The organism is Acinetobacter sp. ANC_7553 (genome assembly GCF_056779895.1).
In genome coordinates, this window is record NZ_JBWYIV010000014.1 from 77,605 (window position 1) to 100,444 (window position 22,840).

General features: G+C 37.8%; 21 protein-coding genes. 14 read left to right on the forward strand and 7 right to left on the reverse strand.

Features of this window, described 5'->3' with window-relative positions; translation table 11 throughout:
* Nucleotides 1-214: 214 nt before the first annotated feature.
* From AC1M9I_RS11955 to AC1M9I_RS11970, 4 genes are all read left to right on the forward strand, one after another.
* Nucleotides 215-1,165, forward strand: a complete 951-nt coding sequence (locus AC1M9I_RS11955) for a pirin family protein (protein WP_481611095.1) — start codon at nt 215-217, stop codon at nt 1,163-1,165.
* Nucleotides 1,166-1,187: 22 nt separating this feature from the next.
* Nucleotides 1,188-1,586, forward strand: a complete 399-nt coding sequence (locus AC1M9I_RS11960; RefSeq protein WP_481611096.1) for an OsmC family protein — start codon at nt 1,188-1,190, stop codon at nt 1,584-1,586.
* Between the two features lie 136 nt (nt 1,587-1,722).
* Entirely contained in the window at nt 1,723-2,364 is a 642-nt protein-coding gene (locus AC1M9I_RS11965; protein ID WP_481611097.1) for a glutathione S-transferase family protein, read from the forward strand.
* 1 nt (nt 2,365) lies between these two features.
* Nucleotides 2,366-2,977: an alpha/beta fold hydrolase gene (locus AC1M9I_RS11970; protein WP_228133282.1), complete on the forward strand. Its 612-nt coding sequence runs from the start codon at nt 2,366-2,368 to the stop codon at nt 2,975-2,977.
* A 47-nt stretch (nt 2,978-3,024) separates the two neighbouring features.
* Here the strand turns inward: AC1M9I_RS11970 and AC1M9I_RS11975 are convergent, their stop codons facing one another.
* From AC1M9I_RS11975 to AC1M9I_RS11985, 3 genes are all read right to left on the reverse strand, one after another.
* Nucleotides 3,025-3,633, reverse strand: a complete 609-nt coding sequence (locus AC1M9I_RS11975; RefSeq protein ID WP_179999966.1) for an SPOR domain-containing protein — start codon at nt 3,631-3,633, stop codon at nt 3,025-3,027.
* Between the two features lie 132 nt (nt 3,634-3,765).
* On the reverse strand, nt 3,766-5,556 hold the full coding sequence (argS, locus tag AC1M9I_RS11980) for an arginine--tRNA ligase (protein ID WP_481593734.1): 1,791 nt from the start codon (nt 5,554-5,556) through the stop codon (nt 3,766-3,768).
* 269 nt (nt 5,557-5,825) lie between these two features.
* The gene (locus AC1M9I_RS11985; RefSeq protein WP_481593733.1) at nt 5,826-6,428 is read right to left on the reverse strand and encodes a hypothetical protein; all 603 of its coding nucleotides are present in this window, start codon (nt 6,426-6,428) and stop codon (nt 5,826-5,828) included.
* Between the two features lie 296 nt (nt 6,429-6,724).
* Between AC1M9I_RS11985 and AC1M9I_RS11990 the strand changes: the two genes are divergently transcribed.
* The 5 genes from AC1M9I_RS11990 (at nt 6,725) to AC1M9I_RS12010 (ending at nt 15,909) form a co-directional block, all read left to right on the forward strand.
* The gene (locus tag AC1M9I_RS11990; RefSeq protein ID WP_481593732.1) at nt 6,725-8,425 is read left to right on the forward strand and encodes an NAD-dependent malic enzyme; all 1,701 of its coding nucleotides are present in this window, start codon (nt 6,725-6,727) and stop codon (nt 8,423-8,425) included.
* Between the two features lie 155 nt (nt 8,426-8,580).
* Entirely contained in the window at nt 8,581-11,886 is a 3,306-nt protein-coding gene (locus AC1M9I_RS11995; protein ID WP_481611098.1) for a type VI secretion system Vgr family protein, read from the forward strand.
* Nucleotides 11,887-11,901: 15 nt separating this feature from the next.
* A complete protein-coding gene (locus AC1M9I_RS12000) occupies nt 11,902-14,082 on the forward strand; it encodes a LysM peptidoglycan-binding domain-containing protein (RefSeq protein ID WP_481590694.1) in 2,181 nt (726 codons plus the stop codon).
* An 8-nt stretch (nt 14,083-14,090) separates the two neighbouring features.
* On the forward strand, nt 14,091-14,990 hold the full coding sequence (locus AC1M9I_RS12005; protein ID WP_481608097.1) for a hypothetical protein: 900 nt from the start codon (nt 14,091-14,093) through the stop codon (nt 14,988-14,990).
* A 232-nt stretch (nt 14,991-15,222) separates the two neighbouring features.
* Complete coding sequence (locus AC1M9I_RS12010) at nt 15,223-15,909, forward strand: hypothetical protein (protein WP_481611099.1); 687 nt, start codon at nt 15,223-15,225, stop codon at nt 15,907-15,909.
* A 62-nt stretch (nt 15,910-15,971) separates the two neighbouring features.
* On the opposite strand, the gene AC1M9I_RS12015 is transcribed toward AC1M9I_RS12010, so the two are convergent.
* The gene (locus AC1M9I_RS12015; protein WP_481611100.1) at nt 15,972-16,892 is read right to left on the reverse strand and encodes a Dyp-type peroxidase; all 921 of its coding nucleotides are present in this window, start codon (nt 16,890-16,892) and stop codon (nt 15,972-15,974) included.
* Between the two features lie 160 nt (nt 16,893-17,052).
* Between AC1M9I_RS12015 and AC1M9I_RS12020 the strand changes: the two genes are divergently transcribed.
* Nucleotides 17,053-17,673, forward strand: coding sequence for a LysE family transporter (locus AC1M9I_RS12020; RefSeq protein ID WP_481589356.1), 621 nt, complete (start codon nt 17,053-17,055; stop codon nt 17,671-17,673).
* Nucleotides 17,674-17,706: 33 nt separating this feature from the next.
* A complete protein-coding gene (locus AC1M9I_RS12025; RefSeq protein ID WP_481593725.1) occupies nt 17,707-18,189 on the forward strand; it encodes a hypothetical protein in 483 nt (160 codons plus the stop codon).
* A 17-nt stretch (nt 18,190-18,206) separates the two neighbouring features.
* On the opposite strand, the gene znuB is transcribed toward AC1M9I_RS12025, so the two are convergent.
* The 3 genes from znuB to AC1M9I_RS12040 are packed head-to-tail and all read right to left on the reverse strand — an operon-like array spanning nt 18,207 to nt 20,269.
* Nucleotides 18,207-19,007, reverse strand: a complete 801-nt coding sequence (znuB, locus tag AC1M9I_RS12030) for a zinc ABC transporter permease subunit ZnuB (RefSeq protein ID WP_481593724.1) — start codon at nt 19,005-19,007, stop codon at nt 18,207-18,209.
* Between the two features lie 3 nt (nt 19,008-19,010).
* Nucleotides 19,011-19,799, reverse strand: coding sequence for a zinc ABC transporter ATP-binding protein ZnuC (znuC, locus tag AC1M9I_RS12035; RefSeq protein ID WP_035268168.1), 789 nt, complete (start codon nt 19,797-19,799; stop codon nt 19,011-19,013).
* Nucleotides 19,778-20,269: a transcriptional repressor gene (locus AC1M9I_RS12040; RefSeq protein ID WP_035268172.1), complete on the reverse strand. Its 492-nt coding sequence runs from the start codon at nt 20,267-20,269 to the stop codon at nt 19,778-19,780. Before AC1M9I_RS12040 ends, znuC begins: the two co-directional genes overlap by 22 nt.
* A gap of 138 nt (nt 20,270-20,407) precedes the next feature.
* On the opposite strand from AC1M9I_RS12040, the gene AC1M9I_RS12045 reads away from it, so the two are divergent.
* The 3 genes from AC1M9I_RS12045 to atpB all read left to right on the forward strand — a co-directional run bounded on the left by AC1M9I_RS12045 (nt 20,408) and on the right by atpB (nt 22,799).
* Nucleotides 20,408-21,250, forward strand: coding sequence for a metal ABC transporter solute-binding protein, Zn/Mn family (locus AC1M9I_RS12045; RefSeq protein WP_481593723.1), 843 nt, complete (start codon nt 20,408-20,410; stop codon nt 21,248-21,250).
* A 169-nt stretch (nt 21,251-21,419) separates the two neighbouring features.
* A complete protein-coding gene (locus tag AC1M9I_RS12050; RefSeq protein WP_035268179.1) occupies nt 21,420-21,812 on the forward strand; it encodes an ATP synthase subunit I in 393 nt (130 codons plus the stop codon).
* A 111-nt stretch (nt 21,813-21,923) separates the two neighbouring features.
* Nucleotides 21,924-22,799: a F0F1 ATP synthase subunit A gene (atpB, locus tag AC1M9I_RS12055; RefSeq protein ID WP_035268181.1), complete on the forward strand. Its 876-nt coding sequence runs from the start codon at nt 21,924-21,926 to the stop codon at nt 22,797-22,799.
* Nucleotides 22,800-22,840: the final 41 nt, after the last annotated feature.

The window sequence follows — 22,840 nt, forward strand, 5'->3', positions numbered from 1 at the left end:
AAAAAGCATTTTAAAAATTATAAGTATTTATTTTATAAAGTATTTTCTATAATAGTTAAAGGCAAAATTAATAATTAATAATTTTGATTTCTACAAAACTCCAATTGTCCTACTCATAGTATTCAGCGTATTAAGTCTAAGGTGGTTCAATTTGCATGACCTTGTTAATATCTATAACAAAGATAGCCATTTGCCAAACTTTTAGGATAACAACATGACCAATAATACTTATACCGAATTGTCTCATTCAGAAGACTGTGAAAAGCACGCCAACCAATTTATTCAGGAATTTCCACTGCGCCGTGCAGAAATCGGTCAAGGAACAGTGATCAAACGCGCTTTACCAAGTCGCCATAAGCGTATGATTGGCGCATGGTGCTTCTTAGATCATGCAGGTCCTGTGACATTTGAAGCTGGACAAGGTTTAGATGTTGGTCCACATCCACATATTGGTCTTCAAACCTTTACTTGGATGATTGAAGGGACCATGTTGCATAGCGACAGCTTAGGGACAACAGATCAGCTGATTCAGCCCAAGCAAGTCAACCTCATGACAGCAGGTCGAGGTATTTCACATACTGAAGTCGCGCCAGCGAATGAAACAAAAATGCATGCTGCCCAACTTTGGATTGCATTGCCTGATGATAAAATTACCATCGATCCAGCTTTTAATCACTATCCTGAATTACCCGTGCTTAATCAGTCAGGTATCGAATTTACGGTATTGGTCGGTGAGTATCTAAATACAGTATCACCAGTCAAAGTACATACTGAGCTTTTAGGTGTTGATTTATTTGCGAAAGCAGCCACAAAGGCACGTTTACCTTTAAATCCAAAGTTTGAATATGGATTCATGGCGCTTGAAGGTACAGCAACTATTAATGGTCATCATTTAGATGAAGACAATATGGTGATTTTAGAGCCAGGGCTAGAACATGTGGAAGTAGAAATCCATGACAATAGTCGTGTACTGCTTTTGGGCGGTGAGCCATTTGAATCACCAATTTTATTATGGTGGAATTTCGTTGGACGTACGCAAGAAGAAATCAAAATTGCACGTGATCAATGGATAGCAGAAGATCCACGTTTTGGGTCAATTCCATCATACCAAGGCGAGCGTTTGAAAGCTCCAACATTGCCTGATAGCATGCGCCCATCTAAATAATAAGACAAAGAAGGAAAATAAAATGGCAACGATCGCAAGTGCAAAGGTCACCACACTACCTGAAAAATGGGGCGGTGAAATTCAATCTGGTCAGCACACATTTCTTACCGATAAACCTGAATCATTCCAAGGTTTAGATCGTGGGCCTGCACCGTATGATTTTATTTGTTCAGGATTAATTTCCTGTACAATGATCACATTAAGGATGTATGCTGAGCATAAAGGACTGGATTTAGGCGAATTTACTGTCGAGGCAGATTTTAAAGCCAATAAAGAAGGGCAGGAATGGATTGAGCGTCGTTTAAGTTTCAAAACTATCTTAGATGAAGCGCTACAAGAAAAAGTTTTAAATGTGTGCCAAAAAACACCCGTCACTAAAACATTGCTCAGAAGTGTCGAAATTAAAACAACAATGGTTTAAATATAGACAACTTAATAGGCATCAACATTCTGTATTTTTGTAATTTACAGCTAAAAAGAAGACATTTTGTGTAAAGCAGGATGTCTTTTTTTTATTCAAAATGGCTATATAGAGAGAAATAAAATTAGGTGGTCTTATGCTGACATTACATCATTTAGAAAAATCACGTTCTTCAAGAATTATTTGGGCGCTAGAAGAGTTAGGTGCTGAATACAAAATTCAACATTATAAAAGATTGCCGACTTACGCCGCTCCACCAGAATTGAAGAAGGTTCATCCTTTGGGGAAATCACCAGTGATTACTGATGATAATTTAGTAATCGCAGAATCTGCGGTGATTTTAGATTATCTGGCAGATCGCTATGATAACCAGCATCAATTTAAACCCCAGTCACAGCCTGACTTAACACAATATCAGTATTGGATGCATTACGCTGAAGGCTCATTAATGCCACTTTTAGTGATGACCTTAGTTCTCTCGTTTGTACCTCCTAAAGTACCTTTTGTGATTCGACCAATTGCCAATAAAATTATTGATGGGGTGACTGATGGATTTATACAACCGCGTCTCGCTGAACATATTCAATTTTTAGAACAGCATTTGGCGCAACATGAATTTTTTACATCTCAGTTTTCATTTGCAGATATACAAATGAGTTTTCCCTTGATCGCGATGGATGAGCGCTTAAATGGAAAATATCCGAACATTCATGCGTATGTAAAACGCATAAAACAAAGACCTGCTTATCAGCGAGCGGTCATCAAGGGTGGTGATTAAGATGGCAGATCAGGCAGTGAAATTAATCTTCCTGCCCGGAGCATCTGGCAGTACTGCATTTTGGAAACCTGTTCAATCACATTTTGAATCTGAGTACGATACGCACATCATTGCTTATCCCAGTTTTGGTGAATATCCTGATCATCCACATGTAAATTCAATGTCAGATTTACAAGATTATGTATTTGATCATCTTCAGCGCCCAAGTATTCTGATCGCTCAATCTATGGGTGGGGTCATTGCTGTTCAAGCGGCGTTGAGGTATCCAAAATTGATTCAAGGTTTGGTGTTGGTCGCTACGTCAGGTGGCGTTGATTTAACACCATTTCATGTTAAAGATTGGCGTGCAGAATATCAAAATGAATATGAAGTGCCGCACTGGTTTATTGATGATGAAACCAAATTAGATGAACGGCTTGCTGAAATTGAATGTCCTGTACTATTAATCTGGGGCGGAGATGATGACATTAGTCCTGTCGCAGTAGGTGAGTATTTAAATCACGCTTTTAAGTATTCAGAGCTGAATGTGATCCCGAACGGACAACATGACTTAGCTAAAGTTTATGCGCCAGAGTGTATTTCTTTTATTCAGCGCTACTTAGCAAAATTTTAGGTTTGCTTTAGACTAAAAAAGGATGCTAATCGCATCCTTTTTTTTGATTATCGTTTTACAACGATTGAATCAATACCGCTGTGTTGTAGGGTTTGCTGAGCGATGACAGCAGCTTCTTGAGAGTCATAAGGTCCAGAGACAACACGATACCAAGTTTGTCCGCCTTCCGTGGTTTTAATGACATCTGCAGATAAGCCGTTGAGAATAATTTCAGCACGACGTGCATCAGCACTGTCTGGATCTGGATAACTTCTGACTTGTAAAAGGTAGCTACTCGCCACGGGTTGAGGTTCTGCATTTTCAATCAGTTCACCCTCGGTTGTTGTAGCATCAGTAACCACAGGTGCTTCCACGATGACAGGTGCGGTGTTCACTTGCTGATTTTCAGGTACAGCTTGATCGGGGATTGGAGTCACTTGTTGTTGAGGCAATAAATCGTAGAAGCGATAATCTTTATTCGTATCTTCTTGATAATGTTCAGATTGAATATCATTGCTTTTTGGTTGGACTGGCGCCCACGGTTTCCATAGCATTAAGGCTACGGCAAAACTCAGTACAATTAAAATCAGAACAAGCATACCTAACCATTTTGGTATTAATGGTTGTTTAGGTTTGTTAGGTCTTTCTGATACACCACGCTGCGTTTTTCCAAACACTTGGAAACCTCTCTTATTTTAAGATCATGCAATGGAAAATTGGATTACCATCACATGGAATTTTTATCTCATTTTTTTCAATAATAAAAGTCTAAAGAGGTGAATCTTTTAAAAAGATTCACCTTCGATGACTTACATACTTTCAGGTGCAGAAACGCCTAAAAGCTCTAAACCATTTTTCAAGACTTGACGAACATTTACCGATAACAACAAACGTGCTTGGGTCAGATCAGCATCATCACCGAGTACTTTATTTTCGTTGTACCAACCATGGAACAATGCTGCAAGTTCTTTTAAGTAGTTACCTACTTGATGCGGTTCATGGCTGTTTGCAGCACGTGCAATAATTTCAGGGTAGGCTGCAAGTTTTGCTAAGATTTCAGTTTCAGCTTCTAATTCAAGCTTTGCGGCAAAACCACGCGCAGTGGTCACATCGAAGTTGATGTTCAAGCTGCTTGCTTTTTCTAGCATACGACAAATACGTGCATGAGCATATTGAATGTAATACACCGCATTGTCTTTACTTTGAGAAACCGCGAGATCCAGATCAAAGTCGATGTGCTGTTCAGACTTACGCATGACATAGTAGAAGCGAGCAGCGTCGTTGCCGACTTCTTTACGTAGATCACGCAATGTGACAAATTGACCTGAACGAGATGACATTTGAACCATCTCACCACCACGCCATAGGCTGACGAATTGTACTAATAACACAGTCAGTTTTTTTGAGTCATATCCCATCGCATCAATCGCCGCTTTTACACGTGCGATATAACCGTGGTGGTCTGAACCCCAAATATCAATAATGTCAGTATAACCACGCTGAAGTTTATTCAGATGGTAAGCAATGTCAGAAGCGAAGTAAGTGGTTTGGCCATTACGACGTTTTACAACACGGTCTTTTTCATCACCAAATTCTGTTGATTTGAACCAAATGTTGCCATCTTTCTCATAGAGGAAGCCGCGTTGATCAAGTGTTTGTAATGCTTCTTCAATTTTTTCAGTCAATGATGCTTCACTGAACCATTGGTTGAAAGTCACACCAAATTCACCAAGATCATCTTTAATATCATCAAGAATTGCTTTTAACGCAGCTTGATGAAAAACGCGATAACCTTCACCTATTAACGTCTGCGAGTTAAAAATTAGACCATCAATGTGTTTTTCTTTATCGCCAGAAATTACAACCTTGTTGCCTTCGGCATCAAGTTCTTCAGCATACTGCACATCTTCTGGCACATCTTTAAAAACATCAGCTACAGGGCGAACATATGCATCGTCGTCTTGATCAATAATGCTTTGTGCAATTTCTTTAACGTAATCGCCTTGGTAAGCATTTTTAGGGAATACTAATGTTTGACCAGTTAACTCAAGGTAACGTAGATAAGTAGACGTCGCTAAAATGTCCATTTGACGACCAGCGTCATTCACATAGTATTCACGATCCACTGTAGCACCAGTTGCTTCAAGTAAATTCGCAACCGTCATGCCATATGCTGCGCCACGACCGTGACCCACATGTAAGCTTGATGTCGGGTTCGCAGAGACAAACTCAACTTGGATTTTTTTCGTAGCATTAACTTGCGTACGACCAAAATCATTAGCTTGTGCCTGAATAGCATCAAGAACAGCAAAACGTTGGTCTGCATTCAAGAAAAAGTTGATAAAACCAGGACCAGCGATTTCCGCTTTACTGATATCTGCAACTTCTGGGAGTGCAGCAAGAATTTTTTCTGCTAATTCACGAGGCTTCATACCTGCAGCTTTAGACGCGATCATTGCGATATTCGAAGCGAAGTCACCATGGCTTCGGTCTTTGGTTCGCGTTAAGTTTCCGCTGTTGTTAAAGTCAGATGGGAGGACCCCTTCAGCTTGAAGAGATTGCACTGCATGATCGAGAGCTGCTTGTATTGCCGTATTCATAATTTATCGAAAAATTAATGTCGCAGAAAAACGACAAATATAGCAAATTTAGCGCTCATTAGCGAAGCAGATTTGCGTTGAATAAAACTTATCCGACATAAAAAATAATAAAATCAGTTTTTTTAATCACTATGCGCTATTTGCAGAATTAACGATGATGAAATTAATCTTTTACATCTAATGCATATCGATGATTGAATTGAGCCTGATTGTCTTTATCTCATTTAATGTGAATTTAAATAGAAATCAGGCAATTTTATGACTCGAAATTAAGCCATACACGTGACAGGCTTATTTAGTAATTCTGCTTTACCATTTGGGAAAGTGTATAACTTAGATGCATGGAAGATTTTAATGGTTTTGGCCTTTTGAGCAGCAGTTTGAAATGTCGCTAAATTTTTTTGATTCGCCAAACTAAAAGGATTTCCGTAATTCTTATTGTCGAGTAGTACTTGGATCGTTCCAACTTCAGGCTGAAGACTATTTAAAATTTCCGAACCTTCCACATTTTGTATGCTGAGACTTGGTTTTTGGACACTATTCTTACAATTTAAACGCAGGAACAGCATGTGACCATCAACTGCTTTGTTTTGTAAGTCATAAATTCCTTGAAGGTCATTTTCGATATATACCCACTGACCAATCGGCATATTTTGTTTAAGTTTCTCAATTTGCTCGAGGGTGGTTTTACTAATATCAACAATGCCTTTTTTATCAATTTCAGGGGTTTTATCAGCGCGGGCTAAGCCCACCATTGAAAGTGCTTTATCACCGACCTTTGAGGTCGTGTCAGTGATGGTTTGACAACCCGTCACATTTAGCAATGAAATAATAGTCAATGGCAAAATGGCAATTTTAGCTGTAATTTTCATGTGGATCTAATAATGAAGTAAAATACGATTGAATCCGATATTAGCTGAATCGTTCAGATTAGTTTGCAAAAAAAAGTTAATAAGCATGAATAATACATTTGAAATGTGATAGTTTTATCTATTTCTCTATCAATAGAATGATGGATTGAAGTTATAAAATTTAAAAATACTGCCAATATTATTATCAATTTTATAAATATACATTTGTCTTCATTTCGGCTTAAGCTATTTCTTAAATAAATGGTAAAAATGAAATGAAAAGGGTCTGAATTTAGGCCTGATCCATGAGATTAGAGATGACAACTGAACACACTGAAGTGAAACACCCTCTTTATACCCCTTATGCTGGCTTTACTTTGCTTGAACTACCTCTCCTTAATAAAGGCTCTGCGTTCACTGAGGAGGAGCGAGCAAGTTTTAATCTCAATGGTTTACTACCTCATGTGATTGAAACGATTGAAGAGCAACACCAACGTTCATATCAACAATTTACGTCATTTCATGACGACATTAATAAGCATATTTATCTGAGAAATATACAAGACACCAATGAGACTTTGTTTTATCACCTCATAGAAAATCATTTATCAGAAATGATGCCGATTATTTATACCCCAACGGTAGGTGAGGCTTGTCAACGATTTTCTGATATTTACCGCCGTCATCGTGGTGTATTTATTTCATATCCTGATCGTGCCAACATTGACGATATTTTACAAAATGTGAATAAGAACAACGTCAAAGTCATTGTAATCACAGATGGTGAACGCATTCTTGGGTTAGGTGACCAAGGGATTGGTGGGATGGGAATCCCAATCGGAAAATTATCTCTCTATACCGCATGTGGTGGTATTAGCCCAGCGTATACACTACCCATTACATTGGATGTAGGTACCAATAATGCACAGTTGCTAAATGATCCAATTTATTTAGGTTGGAATCAGCCTCGTATTAGTGGCGATGAATACTATGACTTTGTGGATGACGTACTTCGTGCGATTAAACGTCGTTGGCCAAAAGCTTTAATTCAATTTGAAGATTTTGCTCAAAAAAATGCAATGCCATTGTTGGAAAAATATCGTGATCAATATTGTTGTTTTAATGATGATATTCAAGGTACTGCTGCTGTTGCGGTCGGCAGCTTAATCGCAGCAAGTCGAGCTGCAGGAAAACAATTACGTGACCAGAAAGTGGCATTCTTGGGTGCTGGTTCAGCGGGCTGTGGTATCGCTGAGCAAATCATTGCGCAAATGGTGGCTGAAGGTTTGAGTGATGCTGAGGCAAGATCACGAATTTATATGGTCGATCGTTTTGGATTATTGACCGATAATCAACCAAATCTTTTAGATTTTCAGCGTAAACTGGTTCAAAGTTCAGAAAATGTATCCGCGTGGGCTGATGCGGAAGGCATCATTTCATTGCTAGATGTTGTAAAAAATGCACACCCGACTGTGTTAATTGGTGTCTCTGGACAACCGGGTTTATTCACTGAAGAAATTATTCGAACTATGGCATCCAACTGCGAGCATCCTATTGTATTGCCATTGTCGAATCCAACGTCGCGTGTAGAAGCTGTACCAGCAGATATTATTCAGTGGACGGACGGTCGCGCTTTGATTGCAACTGGTAGTCCATTTATGCCAGTTAATTATCAAGATAAGCTACACAATATTTCTCAGTGTAATAACTCTTATATTTTCCCAGGGATTGGCTTAGGGGTGATTGCTGTGCAGGCAACGCGTGTTACAGACAATATGCTGATGGCATCAAGTATGGCGTTGGCAGATTGCTCTCCAAAATTGCAACACCCTGACGACGACTTACTTCCTGATCTCAATGATTTGCAGAAAGTCTCCCGAATCATCGCGTTCAAGGTTGCAAAAGCGGCGATTGAGGATGGTGTTGCCTTGCCATTGAGTGATGAGCTGATCGAAAAAAGTATTGAAGATAATTTCTGGAAACCGGAATATCGCCGTTATAAGCGAATTCCATTTTAAAAAACTTGAATTTTCAATATAAATTCATTGGAAATAAATAGGAATCAATATGTTGGTTCCTATTTTTTGTTTAGAATAATTACAATATTTAAAAGCAAGATTGAGCGGAATACGCTACAATTTTCAAAAATCATAATAATAGCTTTAATCATTCTATGCTCAATAATATCAATTCAATTATAGAAGGCTTGGGTCTGAGCCCGCAAAAGCGCGCGTTACATATTAAATTTTCTAATCCTATATTAGATAGCCAAGTTTTCATTCAACGAATTCAGGGTCAACACTTTATTAATCAAGGCTTAAAAGCTGAAGTATTATGCTTATCGACGAATGCGCATTTACAACTTAAGCAATTCATTGGTTGTTTAGTGGCTGTCGATCAAGTTACGGATCTTGGAAAATTAGCTCGGACTACTGGGATCGTGACAGGGGTGAGCCAAGGTCAAAGTGATGGAGCGTTGACCTTATATAAGTTGACTGTTGAAGATGCAACTTCACTTTGGCACAAACGCCGTAACAGTCGCGTATTTATGAACAAATCCGTGGTTGATATCACTGAGATTATTTTTAAAGAGTGGCAGACGAAAAGCGTGTTATTTAGTGCCGCTTTGAGTCTGTCAACGGCGGGTTTAAAAGCATCATATGATATACGTCCATTTGTGATGCAAGCCAACGAATCAGACTATGATTTTCTAACACGCTTATGGCGGAGTGAAGGCATTAATTGGTTGATTGATGAGACAGATCAAACTGTGCCATTTTCAGCGAAAGAAATTCAATCACAAAAATTAAGGCTAATAGATGAAAATAGCCAGTATGAGCCTTTAGATCGACGCACGCTCAGATTCCATCGCAGTCATGCAACAGAACGTTTTGATACGATTACCAGTTTTATTGCTCAACGCTCAATACAATCTACAGCAATTCAGGTGCAACGTTGGCAGGGCGATATACTTGCGCAAGATCAAGATGATTATCAACTCAGTGCTCATCAACATAGTGACCAGTTGGATAATGAAACGTTAAGTCTAGAACAAGCATGGACTGTGAGTCCTGCTTGGATTGCTGATTTAAAAGGTGAAGATCAAGCCACTCTATCAAACAATTCACAACTACAAAAACTGAATACACAACTCAATCAATACCAAGATTTGCAGGCTAAATACTTTACTGCGGTGAGTAGCGTTCGAGATGCCAATGTTGGGTATTGGTTTGAATTTATGGGTCATCCAGAAATAGATCAACATCAAGGGGCAGATCGCCAATTTATTATTTTAGGAAAACATTTTTTTAATCAAAATAATTTACCTAAAGATTTAAGTAATCAAATTGAAACATTAATTGATTTAAGTCGTTGGAAAAAGACAAAAACAGATGAGCGTTTATCTACAGAACTGAGTTTAGTGCGCCGAGCTATACCTATTGTTCCAGAATATGATCCATTGAAACATCGTCCAGTTGCTTATCCTCAACGGGCAAAAGTGGTTGGTCCTGAAGGTGAAACGATCTATGTGGATCAATGGGGGCGTATTAAGGTTCGCTTCGTATTTACACGTAATGATGACCATCAACATGATGGTGGTGCAGGGTCGAATGATAATGATACAGACTCTGCGTGGGTTGATGTTTTAACTTCTTGGGCTGGGGAGGGTTATGGATCAAGATTTCATCCACGTATAGGTGAAATTGTTGTCATTGACTTCTTTGATGGAAATGTTGATCGACCTTTCGTTGTTGGGCGTTTACATGAAGCAGAACGTCATCAAACCATGTTTGATGTTAAGGGACAGTTACCGGACACCAAAAAACTCAGTGGGATTCGCACGGCAGAAGTTGGTGGTTCTGGATTTAACCAACTCCGATTTGATGATACGACAGGACAAATTAGTACTCAGTTGCAAAGTAGTCATGCGGCAACTCAATTGAATCTGGGTAATTTGAGTCATCCTAGGGATAAGGAAAAAAGTGATGGACGTGGAGAAGGATTTGAGCTGAGAACTGATGCTTTTGGTGCTGTTCGTGCAGGGAAAGGAATGCTCATTACGACTTATGCACAAGAAAAAGCAATTGCTGATCATCTTGAAGCTACACAGGCTCAATCTCTGTTGAGTCAGAGTGAGCAGAGTATGAAAATGCTCAGTGAAATTGCAGTAAAACAACAATCGGATGCATTAAATGTAATTAGTAGATTACCTAAATTTATTCAATCATTAGAAATCAAAAGTAGTGCTCAAGCTTTGCAGTCTACAGTGAATTTATTCAAAGAGGGAATAGCGAAGGATCCATTAAATGCACTGAAAGATTGTGGTGGTTTTATTAAGGATATTGGTACTTTAGGTGGTAATACTGCTGGAATTGTGGATGAGTTTAATAGTTACTTTGAGCATGCTCAAGAAGCGGTTGATAATCTCAAGGAATTTATTGATAACGTACAAGAATATGGTTCTGAAGCGATAAAGAGGAAATTTGAAAGTATTAAAAATGGGATTAAAGATAACCCATTTCAAGCACTTCAAGATGTGAGTAAAGCAATTTCGAGCGTTGACTTGAATATGGAAGATCAACTGGTGTTATGCACTGGTTTTGGTGGTGCAAACAAAAAAGATGATATTAATCCAGTAAAAGCCTTAAGCACACTGACAGGTTTTATGGAGGGATATACTCAAGGATTAGAAAATAGTTCTGATCAAAAAAAACAAGAGCAAGGACGTTTATTTAGACAGGCACTCATGCTTTTGGCTTCACCCAATGGGATTGCATTAACAACGCCTGAGGACATTATTCTTCAAGCATCACAAGATATTGCGGAGAGTGCACAGGGTTCAATTAATTTAAGTGCGCAAAAAAATATTGTAGGGCATGCTCAAGACAAGATCAGTTTGTTTGCTGCACAGAAAGGATTTCGAGCGTTCGCAGCTAAAGGTAAAGTTGAATTACAAGCGCAAGATGATGCGATTGAAGCTATTGCACGTAAGGTAATTAAGCTTATTTCAACCGAAGATAAAATTGAAATTACCAGCCCTAAAGAAATTGTACTGACCGCAGGTGGCTCGCAACTCAAGATTAATGCTAGTGGAGTATTTAGCACGACGGGTGGAAAATTTGAGAGTAAGGCAGGGCAACATTTGTTTACGGGTGGAGCCAATATTTCTTATGAGTTTCCGCAATTACCAAATACACCTTTATTCAGCAATAAGTTAGACATTTATGATTTATTTTGGGAAAGTGATTTTAGTAAACTGAGTTATAAAGCATTTATACCAGACACCAATTCTTTTGTTTCAGGTCAAATTGATGAGCACGGTCGAACTGGCAAGATAAACACAGCAGATCCCTCAAAAATACAAGTTCTTATTGGCCCTGATGAAGAATGGGGAATAACAATAGATGGCTTTGATGAAGAAGATTTTTTAGGTAGTTCAAATAGAGCAACCCTAAATTTTAAAGATAATAATAAATAATATACGGTCTAAGTTATGACAAACTCTAGGAAATCATTAGTAACTATTAAACTAGTAGATATATTTGGGAATCCTATTTCTAAAGTTCAATATCAGGTTAAAAATACAAAAACAGGTCAACTAATAGCTGCGGGAGCAACAAATTCGGCTGGTTGTATTGTTGAGATTAGTAGAGATAAAGGCACTAGCTTAGATGTATATATCAAAAGTATGTTTAATGGAATGATGCTGAATGTTAAAAGTTTTGTGATGTCAAAAGATCGTATGCTGGTCACTATCGCAAGTCCCAAAGTGCTATTGGATTTGAAAACACTCAATAATCAAGGTGCTGCTGGTGTATATAGAAGAAAAACTCATGTAGTACGAAAAGGTGAGACGCTAACTGCAATTGCTAAAGCAAATGGAACTACTGTTAGAGCATTGGAAAGATTAAATCAGTTAAAGAATCCAGATAGACTAAATATTGGGCAAATTTTAAAGCTGCCTGTTAATATACCAGCTACAGGTGATAGGAGTATTCAAGATAAACCCAAACCCATAACGCAATCTAAACCTTCTCCAAAAAAGCAACAAACAAGCACATCGACTACCGAAAGAAACGACGGCTTTAGTGGCTTAACGAATGAGGCAAAAGAGTGGCTGAACAAAGTTTACGAAGATGGAAAGAAGGCTATTACTGAAACGGTAGATTCAGCTGTCAAAATTTTGACGGTAGAGGATAGAAGTCAAGAAAGTGGGACCCCAAAAACATCAGCCCCCAATATGTGTAAAACTGATCCTCAATGTATTTCAAGTGGAAAGAGTGAATTAATACAAGAAATCAATATTCGTTTAGCTGGTTTTGGCGGGGCTTTACCAAGCGATGAATTCACTGAGTTAACTGCCAAATGTATTAGACAATTCCAAAAAGATTATATGGGCGTTCCTGAAACGGGCAAAATTTGTGGAAGTGTTTTAGCGGCACTTGATAAGTTTTACTATGAATATCCAGTAAGTAGTTTTATGAACAAAGCTTCATGCCCATGTGGTAGTTGTTCGGGTTATGGTAATAATAGAAGAGGTATTAAATCTGGAAGTAATATTGCTAACGAATATCCTGGGTTACATAGATCACTTATCTGGATTGTGAAAGCTTTGAATTTCTATTTAAAAAATGAATTTAAAACTAAAAACTTAGAAATTGCTTATATTGAATCTGGATATAGGTGCATTGAAAATAATAAGAAAAAAAGCAGGACTAGTGTTAATCATATGGGTTTAGCACTAGATTTGCATATCAATAAAAACGGAGTTCGAACCCGTGATTTGGCGGATATGGAATTTATACGTAAGAATATTATGGCGGTAAAAATGGATGCCACTGAACGGAGAGCTAGCAATAAAATTTACTTAGAACCTAAAGTATTTAATGATGGTTCTTCAGGAGCACAAACATGGGTACATTTTGATATTACTAGGTTATCAAACATATATTTTGAAGATGAGTTTTTTAAAAAAACGGTAACTGAATTGAATGGTGGTTCAATAGTTGATATAGCAAAATCGCTAAACTTGAACTCATTATTAAGTTGTGCAGGTTTTACTGCAACTTCTACACAACTCTCTAAAATTACAGACAAAACTATTGATCAATTAGTGATTGAATTGGGCGATGCTATAGCAAGTGGTGAGGGGAGTTATGAAGCATGGAATGCGGGTGCACCTGAAAATAAAAGAGTAAAGTTTGGAAAAATGAATGATTTGCCTGGGACAATAACAGGAAAAACAATTAATCAGCTATTGGATGCTTCAACCAAATATACTTGGCAAGATGAACGACGCCGGTTTGCAACTGGGAAATATCAAACAATACCTTCAACATTATCTGCAGCAAAATCGAGAATGAATCTTACTGGTGATGAACTTTACGATGCAGATATGCAAGAAAGAGTATTTAAAGAGCATTTATTGAGAGGAAGATCTGCAATTTACAATCTAATTTCAAATGGAAGCTCCACAGTTGAAATGGCCATGATTGATGCCTCTAAAGAGTGGGCTTCAATTGCATTGCCTAAAGGTCACAAAAATAAATCTAATGTGGTTTCTGACGGTACAATAGGTTATCACGAATCAAATACTAACAGAGCAAATAGTCATTCAACTGCTAAGGTTAAAATGATATTTGAAGAAATTAAACAATACCACTCTGCCAAATAGGTTGAAAAATGAATATGTTTAAATATTTAATAACATTAATATCTGGATTTTTAATTACGAGTTGTACTTATTCAAAAGAGCAGAGTGAAGATTCCTACTCTACAGCAACAGTTTTAACAAAAAACAATGTTTCTAATTGTTTTATTGAGGAGATAAATGTAGATTTTTGTAGTGAAGACAAACTCAGAAAATATAATATACATATTAAAGATCAACCTAATTTTTTTCATAATAAAATTATTTTAGTGGATGATGGAAAAAGAGATATAGGTAAAGGAGAGAGAAGGCACATAAAAAATATTATTCTTCTTGATCCGAAAACTAATAAAGTTATACCGTTGCCACAGAGTTTAGGGAACTTCGTTGATGAAAGATTACAAGTAATTTTTGATGAAAAACCCCAAATTAGGTTTTCAAAAAATGATAATAAAATTTGTCTTTCGGGAACGACATTTGCAAAAAGCGACAATAATATTAATGTTGAAAATGACTGTTATATATTTGAAAAAAATAATTTTAAAAAGATGGAAGTAGAAAAAAATGAAAATAAAAAAAGTTATAAAACATCAATAATTTACAATTCAGATTTACATTTTAAATGTATTAATGATATTAAAGTTAAAGAATGTGAGAATTTAAATCTATTTTCAACGAGTATTTTATTCAAGAAGTATGACTTTATAAATATTAATGATGGACCAAGTGCAATATTGGAGAAAGATAATTTTAAGATTATTATTTCACCATTTGAGGATGAGAGTGGTCCAAACTTAAGAATCATGAAGGTTAACAATAATCAAATGGTAGAAGAAAAATATATCTACGCAAATAAAAAGGTTTTAATCGACAGCGATTTCAAAGTTGAATATTCTGAAGGATTAGGAAAAAAAACTTATAACTTTAAATAAAATTAAAGAAAGCCGACTTACGTCGGCTTTCTACTGCTTAATCTTCCAATATTTTTTCTTATAACTCTTCACTTAGAGCAAAGTAATATGTTCCATTCAGTGGTTCAACAAAGCGCAATAAACGAGCATTTACATTTTGAAGCTAGAAGTTCAGCAATATTGGGTAGAGGCTTGACAGGTAGATTTGATCCTATCCCATTTTTTTTAACTAAATTATTATAGGATTTTCAATATGATGAAAATTTCAAAGTTATCAGTAGTAATGTTGGGATTCGTGGCTCTGTCCTGTGAGTCTAAGACTTTAAATTCACAAAATTTTAAACAAGATGCAACTCAAATTCAGGAGCCAGTTTTATATATTGATCAATATGGTAAATATTCAAAAATAAGTAATACGATGAAAATTACATTAGTTGACTATGGAAATAAAAGTAAAAGTTACTCTGGAGGTAGTTATATTTTAAAAAAATATGGTGTTGAAGTACAAGCTGGTAATAGAGTATTTGATGTTTACCAAAGTACTATTCCTGAGAAATCCAATGTTGATTTAAAAATATTATACAATGATAAAAATCTTGTAGCATGGAGAATAAGAGAATTTAGCACAATAGATTATGTTAAAAGACCATATAAAAATTTTTCGACTAATTTTTTTATATTCAATAAAAGTGTTAATAGTGTGATGGAAGTTCCTGTGGTTAATTCTCCATCAGATAATTTAAATTCAAATTTTGAAAAAATTTTAGCAGGTGATGAGTTTATATTTGACAATAATACAAAGAAATATATTTATAGAGCAAATATTAAGAATAAAAACGATAAAATTGCAGATTTTGATGTTGTTTTGAACTCGAATCTAAAGTGTGTTTCAGCCTCTGTTGGTTGTGGTAGTTTGGGTTTTAAAGTTTTAAAAAAGTAAATGTTAAAAGTGATTATACTATTTATTTAAAAGAAAGCCGACTCTCGTCGGCTTTCTACTGTTTAACCTTCCAATACCTTTTCTAGCAACTCTTCACTTGGGGCGAAATAATAAGCTCCATCTAAAGGCGCAACAAAGTGCAATAAACGATCATGAATACCATCGCCACTAGTTCCAAACATACGTGTCAGCATGCGATCAATACGGGTTAAATCTTTCGTATAAGCGATAAAATACAAACCTTGATCACCACGTCCATCCCCATATGGCAAAGAGTGGCGAAGAATTTCAAGCTCCTCACCTTCATCATCTTCAACAACGGTGCGAGCCACATGTGCATTGTCAGGTTTAACATCGTCATCAAGCTCAATGCTTTCGAGTTTGGTGCGCCCAATCACTTGCTCTTGTGCATCAACTTTAAGTTTTTTCCATTTATCTAAATCATGACGATAACGTTGAGCAAAAATGAATGAGCTATCAGTGAAAATTCCTGCATCTTCACCTAATAAAGCTGTTTCAGCACGATCATCTGGAAATTGAGGATTTTCGGTGCCATCAATAAAACCAGTTAAATCTCGACCATCAAAATTTCGGAAGCACACGCGCTCATCTAAAACCTCAACCAAATCCTGAATGCCTTCAAAAAAAGCTTGGCTTAAGGCAAAACAAATATCAGTACGCTGTGCTGCGATATGGATTAAAACATCAGCAGGGACCACAGGCATGGTGAAAGAGCCTTGAATTGGTTCAAGCTGTTTAAAACCTTTTGGTTGGTGAGGGTAGAGTTGTGACCAAAGTTCTGGTCCAAAAGCCACCGCCGTTTTAATTTGAGCATGAGGATGTTGAGTAATTAAGCGATCACGAGTCGTAAAGAGATCTTCAAGTTTTTCTTTTAGTTGATCTATTGATAAGTCTTTTAAACGCAAAGTGATAAAGCGAGCATGATCTGAGGGTAATGGTAAGATTACGGATTGGGAAGTCATTCATGGCTCCTGAAATTATAATATCCTAATTTTGCTGATCACATTGTGCCTGATCATCATAGTGCTGAACAGACAGGCGTTTAAAAAAACATTCAAATTTTAAATCTTAAAAAAGTCGAATTGTCATATAATCTCATCAAAATAAATCTCCCAAATTGTTATGTCTTATCAAATGTGGTTTGCCTACATGCTTGCATGTTGGGTTATTAGTATTTCGCCTGGTGCAGGTGCTATTGCATCTATGTCTAGTGGTTTGAATTATGGATTCAAACGAGGTTATTGGAATGCAATTGGTCTGCAGCTTGCACTTTTGGTTCAAATTGGAGTTGTCGCTGCGGGAGCAGGTGTACTATTTGCTACGACACCTTTGGCATTTTTGATCGTCAAATGGTTTGGGGTTGGGTATTTATTATATTTGGCATATTTACAGTGGAAAGCCCCAGTGCAGTCCATCGAAATTCAGACTGATTTAAAGCAAAAGTCAGCGATGAAGCTAGTAATCAGCGGTTTCTTTGTCAATATGAGTAATCCAAAAGCAATTGTATTCTTATTGGCAGTATTGCCACAGTTTCTGGATCTTTCAAAGCCTCAATGGCCACAATACCTCATCATGGCTTGTACAATGATTGCTATCGATCTTATCGTTATGGCTGGATATACAGGTCTTGCAGCGAAGGTATTGCGTTTACTTAAATCACCTCGTCAACAAAAAGTGATGAATCGTACCTTTGCAGGTTTATTTGCAGGTGCGGCTTTTTTATTGAGTTTAGTGCATCAATAAGACACAATAAAATAACGATTGAGGGTTATTTTATTGAAAATTATAATATTAATTTTGACTATTCTGTTAGGGCTTGGCTTAATCTCAACTCCCTATATCTGGGCGTATTTTTATTTACAGCCTGAAAGTGTGTGGGAATGGATCAAGTTTGTGATGTGGGGCGCGGGTGTTGGCATATGCGCCACATTTGGACTTACAGTGATTTTAATTTTGGTCACCACCCTTATAAAAAAAATGATTGTGGATGATACTTCGCGATATAAGATCTTTTTCAAACAAATGGTTTATTTGATGTGGATCAATGTGGTCTTATTTATGACGGCTGCAATCGGTTTACTATTCGAATGGTTACCTTTCTATATTGTTGAATCTTGGTTTATGCCCGAGACCTTTTTTGGCTTTTGGCATGTGTTATGGATAAAAGGCCTCATTAATTTATTGGTTATGGTGGTTTTTATATTCTCTTGTTATATCTTTCTCTGTCTTCATAAATATTTTACAAAGCAGCAAGATTAATGAATAGCCTAAATAATTCAGGCTATCTTTTTAAATTTTTGAATGATAAAAATCACAGCAAATACGATTGCCATGGTTAATACAATGCTTAAACCTGTCGCAATATTTAAACCTGCACTCGACCATAAACCCACAGTCACACCAATTTGAGCCACAAGAAAAGACCATAGCACCATGTGTTTAGGTGAGTGTGCTAAAAGTCTTGCAGTTAATGCAGGTATAACCAATAAAGCACCCATGAGTAATGAACCTACTGCACGTAACGCAAGTACTGTAAATAAGGCAAGAAGCAGCATAAAAATAAGGCGATGCCATTTCGCATTCACACCTTCGCTTACCGCAATATCAGGATCAATCGCTATTTGAATTTGAGATTGCCAACTTTTATAGAGTACAGTGAGTGCAATGACAATCACCATTGCAAATGTCGGTAAGTCGGACCAAGATATTGTTAAAAGATCGCCAAATAAATAACTGAGCAACTCTGGTCTTAGCGCAGGGAGGTGTTGGATGACCAATAGTCCTGAGCAAAGCAGCGTTGCTGAACATAACGCAAGTAATGCATCGTTGGGCAGGCGAGGATCATGCAATACCCAAAGGACTGCGACCAAGAGTAACGCGGTAAACGTAACCCCCATCCATAAGGGGAGGGTGAGTAAGCCAGCAATCGCCACACCCAAGAGAGTTCCATGCGCCATTGTGTCTGCAAAGAATGACATACGACGCCATAACATAAGACAACCAAGCGGTGCAGTTAGAAACACTAACAATGTTCCCATAATCCATGCAGGTAATAGAAGTTGTAACCATTCCATCATGATCTAAGCTTCCGGTTCTGGATGAATATGAGGACGAGGATCATGTTGACATGGCGTTGCTGTATCACCATGTGCACAATGATCGTGATGATGTTGGTAGAACACCCGATTAGTGCCGAAAATAGCCTGATACTCAGGGTCTTGTTGAATATTTTCAGGCAAACCGCTACAACATATATGTTTATTGAGGCATACCACACGCTGTGTACCTTGCATCACCCACTGCAAATCATGAGAGACGATTAAGATCGAGCAGCCGTAGCGCTCAGGTAGACTTCGAACATAATCATAAAGTTCAGCTTCAGATTGAATATCTAAGCCTTGCATCGGTTCATCGAGTACCAATAAGTTGGGTTGGCGCAGTAGAGCGCGTGCTAAAAGTACACGCTGGCGTTCCCCACCAGACAGCTGTTGGACTTTCGAATCTTGTAATTTTATGATCCCAGTATCTCGAATAATTTCTTGTTTAATCGCAAGATCACACTTTTCTAAATCGAGTAAATCTTTCACTCGAAGTGGCAAGCTGTGGGATGGATTGAACTTTTGAGGGACGTAAGCAAGCTTTAAGGCTTTATGATGTTTAATTTGACCAGAATTGGCCTTCACAATTCCGAGAATCACTTTGATAAGCGTAGATTTACCCGCCCCATTGGGACCAATGAGGGTAATAATTTCTTTGTCATGAATCTGAAAGTCAACATTCTTTAAAATGTCTCTTTCATCAATTCGCACATTAATTTGCTGCAATTCAATTAATGGCAATGCAGAACTTACTGAGAGCACTGCTGACATAATCCTGAAATCTCAATAATGCTATGTTGAGCCTGAAAATGATCAGAGGAAGCCAATTGATCAAGTTGTTGAATCAAACCAAGAGCTGAAGCCTCTTTCACTGTATTGCATTTAGAGCAAATGAGAAAAGCGGCTTGATGTCCAGCACGAGGATGGCAACATGGAATATAGGCATTAATTGAAGTTAAACGATGAATAAAACCTTTTTCGAGCAAAAAATCGAGGGTGCGGTAAACAGTTGGAGGTGCTGCTGGACGTTCAGCATTACCTTTTAATTTCGCCAACAAGTCATAAGCGCCCATGGGCCCTGAGGCCGTTAAAATTAACTCTAAAACTTCTTTGCGAAGCGGAGTCAATTTAGCGCCTGAAGCAGCGCAGCTTGCTTCAGCTTCTAATAAACGAGCTTCAACATTCGGGTGATCATGCACACCGTGTAAAGTATCATGATGTTCGTGTGAACATGCGCTCATGGACTGACCTCAAGACTTCGAAAAGGGAAGGGGATATCTCATAAATAGTATCATGAGACCTTGCAACTTACGAACAGCATAGGCATTTTTAACTGTTTGTTATATTATAACGTCAAAATTCGAGTGGTAATTAATTTCATGTTGCGTCTGCTAGCACTATGCTTTACAGCATTATTCACAACCTTGGCTTGGGCACAAGCACCCTTGGTGGTTTCGACACACCCAGTGTATTTGATTGCAAAAGAAATCACTCAAGGAATTGAAGAACCAAAATTGTTGCTAGAAAATCAAACAGGGCATGATGTTCATCTGACCCCTGCGCACCGTAAATTAATTCAGGATGCTGGATTGGTTATTTGGCTTGGTAAAGCGCATGAAGCGCCATTAGAGAGTATTTTGGCGAAAAACTCTAAAGCAGTTGCCTTATTGAATACAGGAATATTGCAAACATTGCCGCTTAGAAATAGTCGAGGGGACGTAGTAAAAGGAACTGTCGATACTCATGTATGGTTAGAACCAAATAATGCAGTTCGTATTGGCTTTTTTATAGCGGCATTACGCTCACAACAACAACCTGAGTTTAAAGACAAGTATTGGAGTAATGCTAAACTTTTTGCACATGAGATGCTGAAAACCTCACAAAGTGTAAAACTCAATCATGGTGTTCAGCCGTATTGGTCATTACATGATGCATACCAATACTTGGAGCGTGCGCTGTTGCTAAAATTCGCTGGTGCGATGACAGAAGACCCACATATGGCACCTACAATTGCTCAAATCAAATATTTAAAAGACAGTCGCCCACAGCAAAAGATGTGTCTTTTGGCTGAAACTGTAGCTAATAAGAATCAATATAAGTCTCTAGGTCATGTGAATTTTCTCGCAGTTGATGAGAGTTTTGCTAAACACCAGAATTTTATAACAGCATGGCAGACTCTAGCGATACAAGTACGTGCATGTGTAGAAAAAGCACAAAAGTGATGTAAAAACAGCCGATAATTGTATAAGTGCTCAGCAATAAACGATCTAAAAATACCAGACTTAGGTCGGGAAAAGATTGCATGTTCAGGGGTGTAACTCTATAATGCCTGCGATTAAAAATAATCATCAGCTAAACTTGTCAAGCATTATTGCTGTGAGTGGATAATAAATGAGCCGAACTAGTCGCTTGATTGACCGACGATTAGCGAAAGCTTTAGTCATCTTGCAAGCATGTATGATACCTGTTTCAGCCTTGATAGCGTGGGTCTTGAAAGACTCGACTGCGGCTTTGAGTGCAGCATTAGGTGCATTCGTATGTTGGCTAGCCAGTTGTTATTTTTCATGGCAGTCGTTCAGAGCTGCAGGTGCAAGAGCTTCGAAACAGGTTCTATCGAATATGTATCGGGGGTTGCTCGGTAAGTTTGGAATTGTGATTGTTGGCTTCATTTTGATTTTAATCAATGTGAAACCGTTGTCAGCGGTCGCATTGTTTTGTGGTTTCATACTCGTTCAGACCATGTCGTGGGTCGCACCTTTTTGGGCGTCGCGTCTATCAAAATGAGTTGAATTGCAACGAAAAATTGAAAAGTTTTTTAGATGTTTAACGAGATATCAAGCAGCACGCGATATTCGTTAACTCTAATTTGTATTTGACATTAACCAGGTGTGATTTATGGCTGCTGAAGAACATACCCTTACCTCGTCTGAGTATATTCAGCATCACTTAACGAACATGACCTATGGTAAAGCACCAGATGGTACGTGGAAGTTAGCTGAGACTGCTGAAGAAGCGAAAGAGATGGGGTTCACTGCTATTCACTTGGATTCTATGGGTTGGTCAATCGGCCTTGGCGTCATTTTCTGTTTGTTGTTCTGGTTAGTAGCGAAAGCTGCAAACTCTGGTGTTCCGACCAAGTTCCAGGCTGCAATTGAAATGATCGTTGAGTTTGTTGACTCAAGTGTTCGTGATACCTTTCATGGTAAATCACGTTTAATCGCGCCTCTAGCTCTTACCATCTTCGTGTGGATTTTCCTCATGAACTTGATGGACCTTATCCCTGTTGACTGGATTCCTTATACAGCTCAACACATAATTGGTGGGCTATTCGGTATCGACCCGCATCATGTTTACTTCAAGATCGTTCCATCTACTGACCCTAACGTAACCCTTGGTATGGCGTTATCAGTATTTGCGTTAACTATTTTCTATAGTATCCGTGAAAAAGGTCTTGTCGGTTTCGGTGCAGAATTTGCGCTTAACCCATTCAATCCAAGTAACCCATTTTTAAAAGCATTATTAATTCCAGTAAATATTCTTCTTGAATTAGTAACTTTTATCGCGCGTCCAATTTCATTGGCTCTCCGTTTGTTCGGTAACATGTATGCGGGTGAATTGATCTTCATTTTGATCGCATTATTACCGTTCTGGATTCAATGGGCGTTGTCTGTGCCTTGGGCAATCTTCCATATTCTTGTTATCACGTTACAAGCATTCATCTTCATGATGTTAACGATCGTGTATATGAGTATGGCTAGCGAGAAGCATTAATTAATATTTGCTCGACTACACTATGTAGTTGGGCTAAAGTT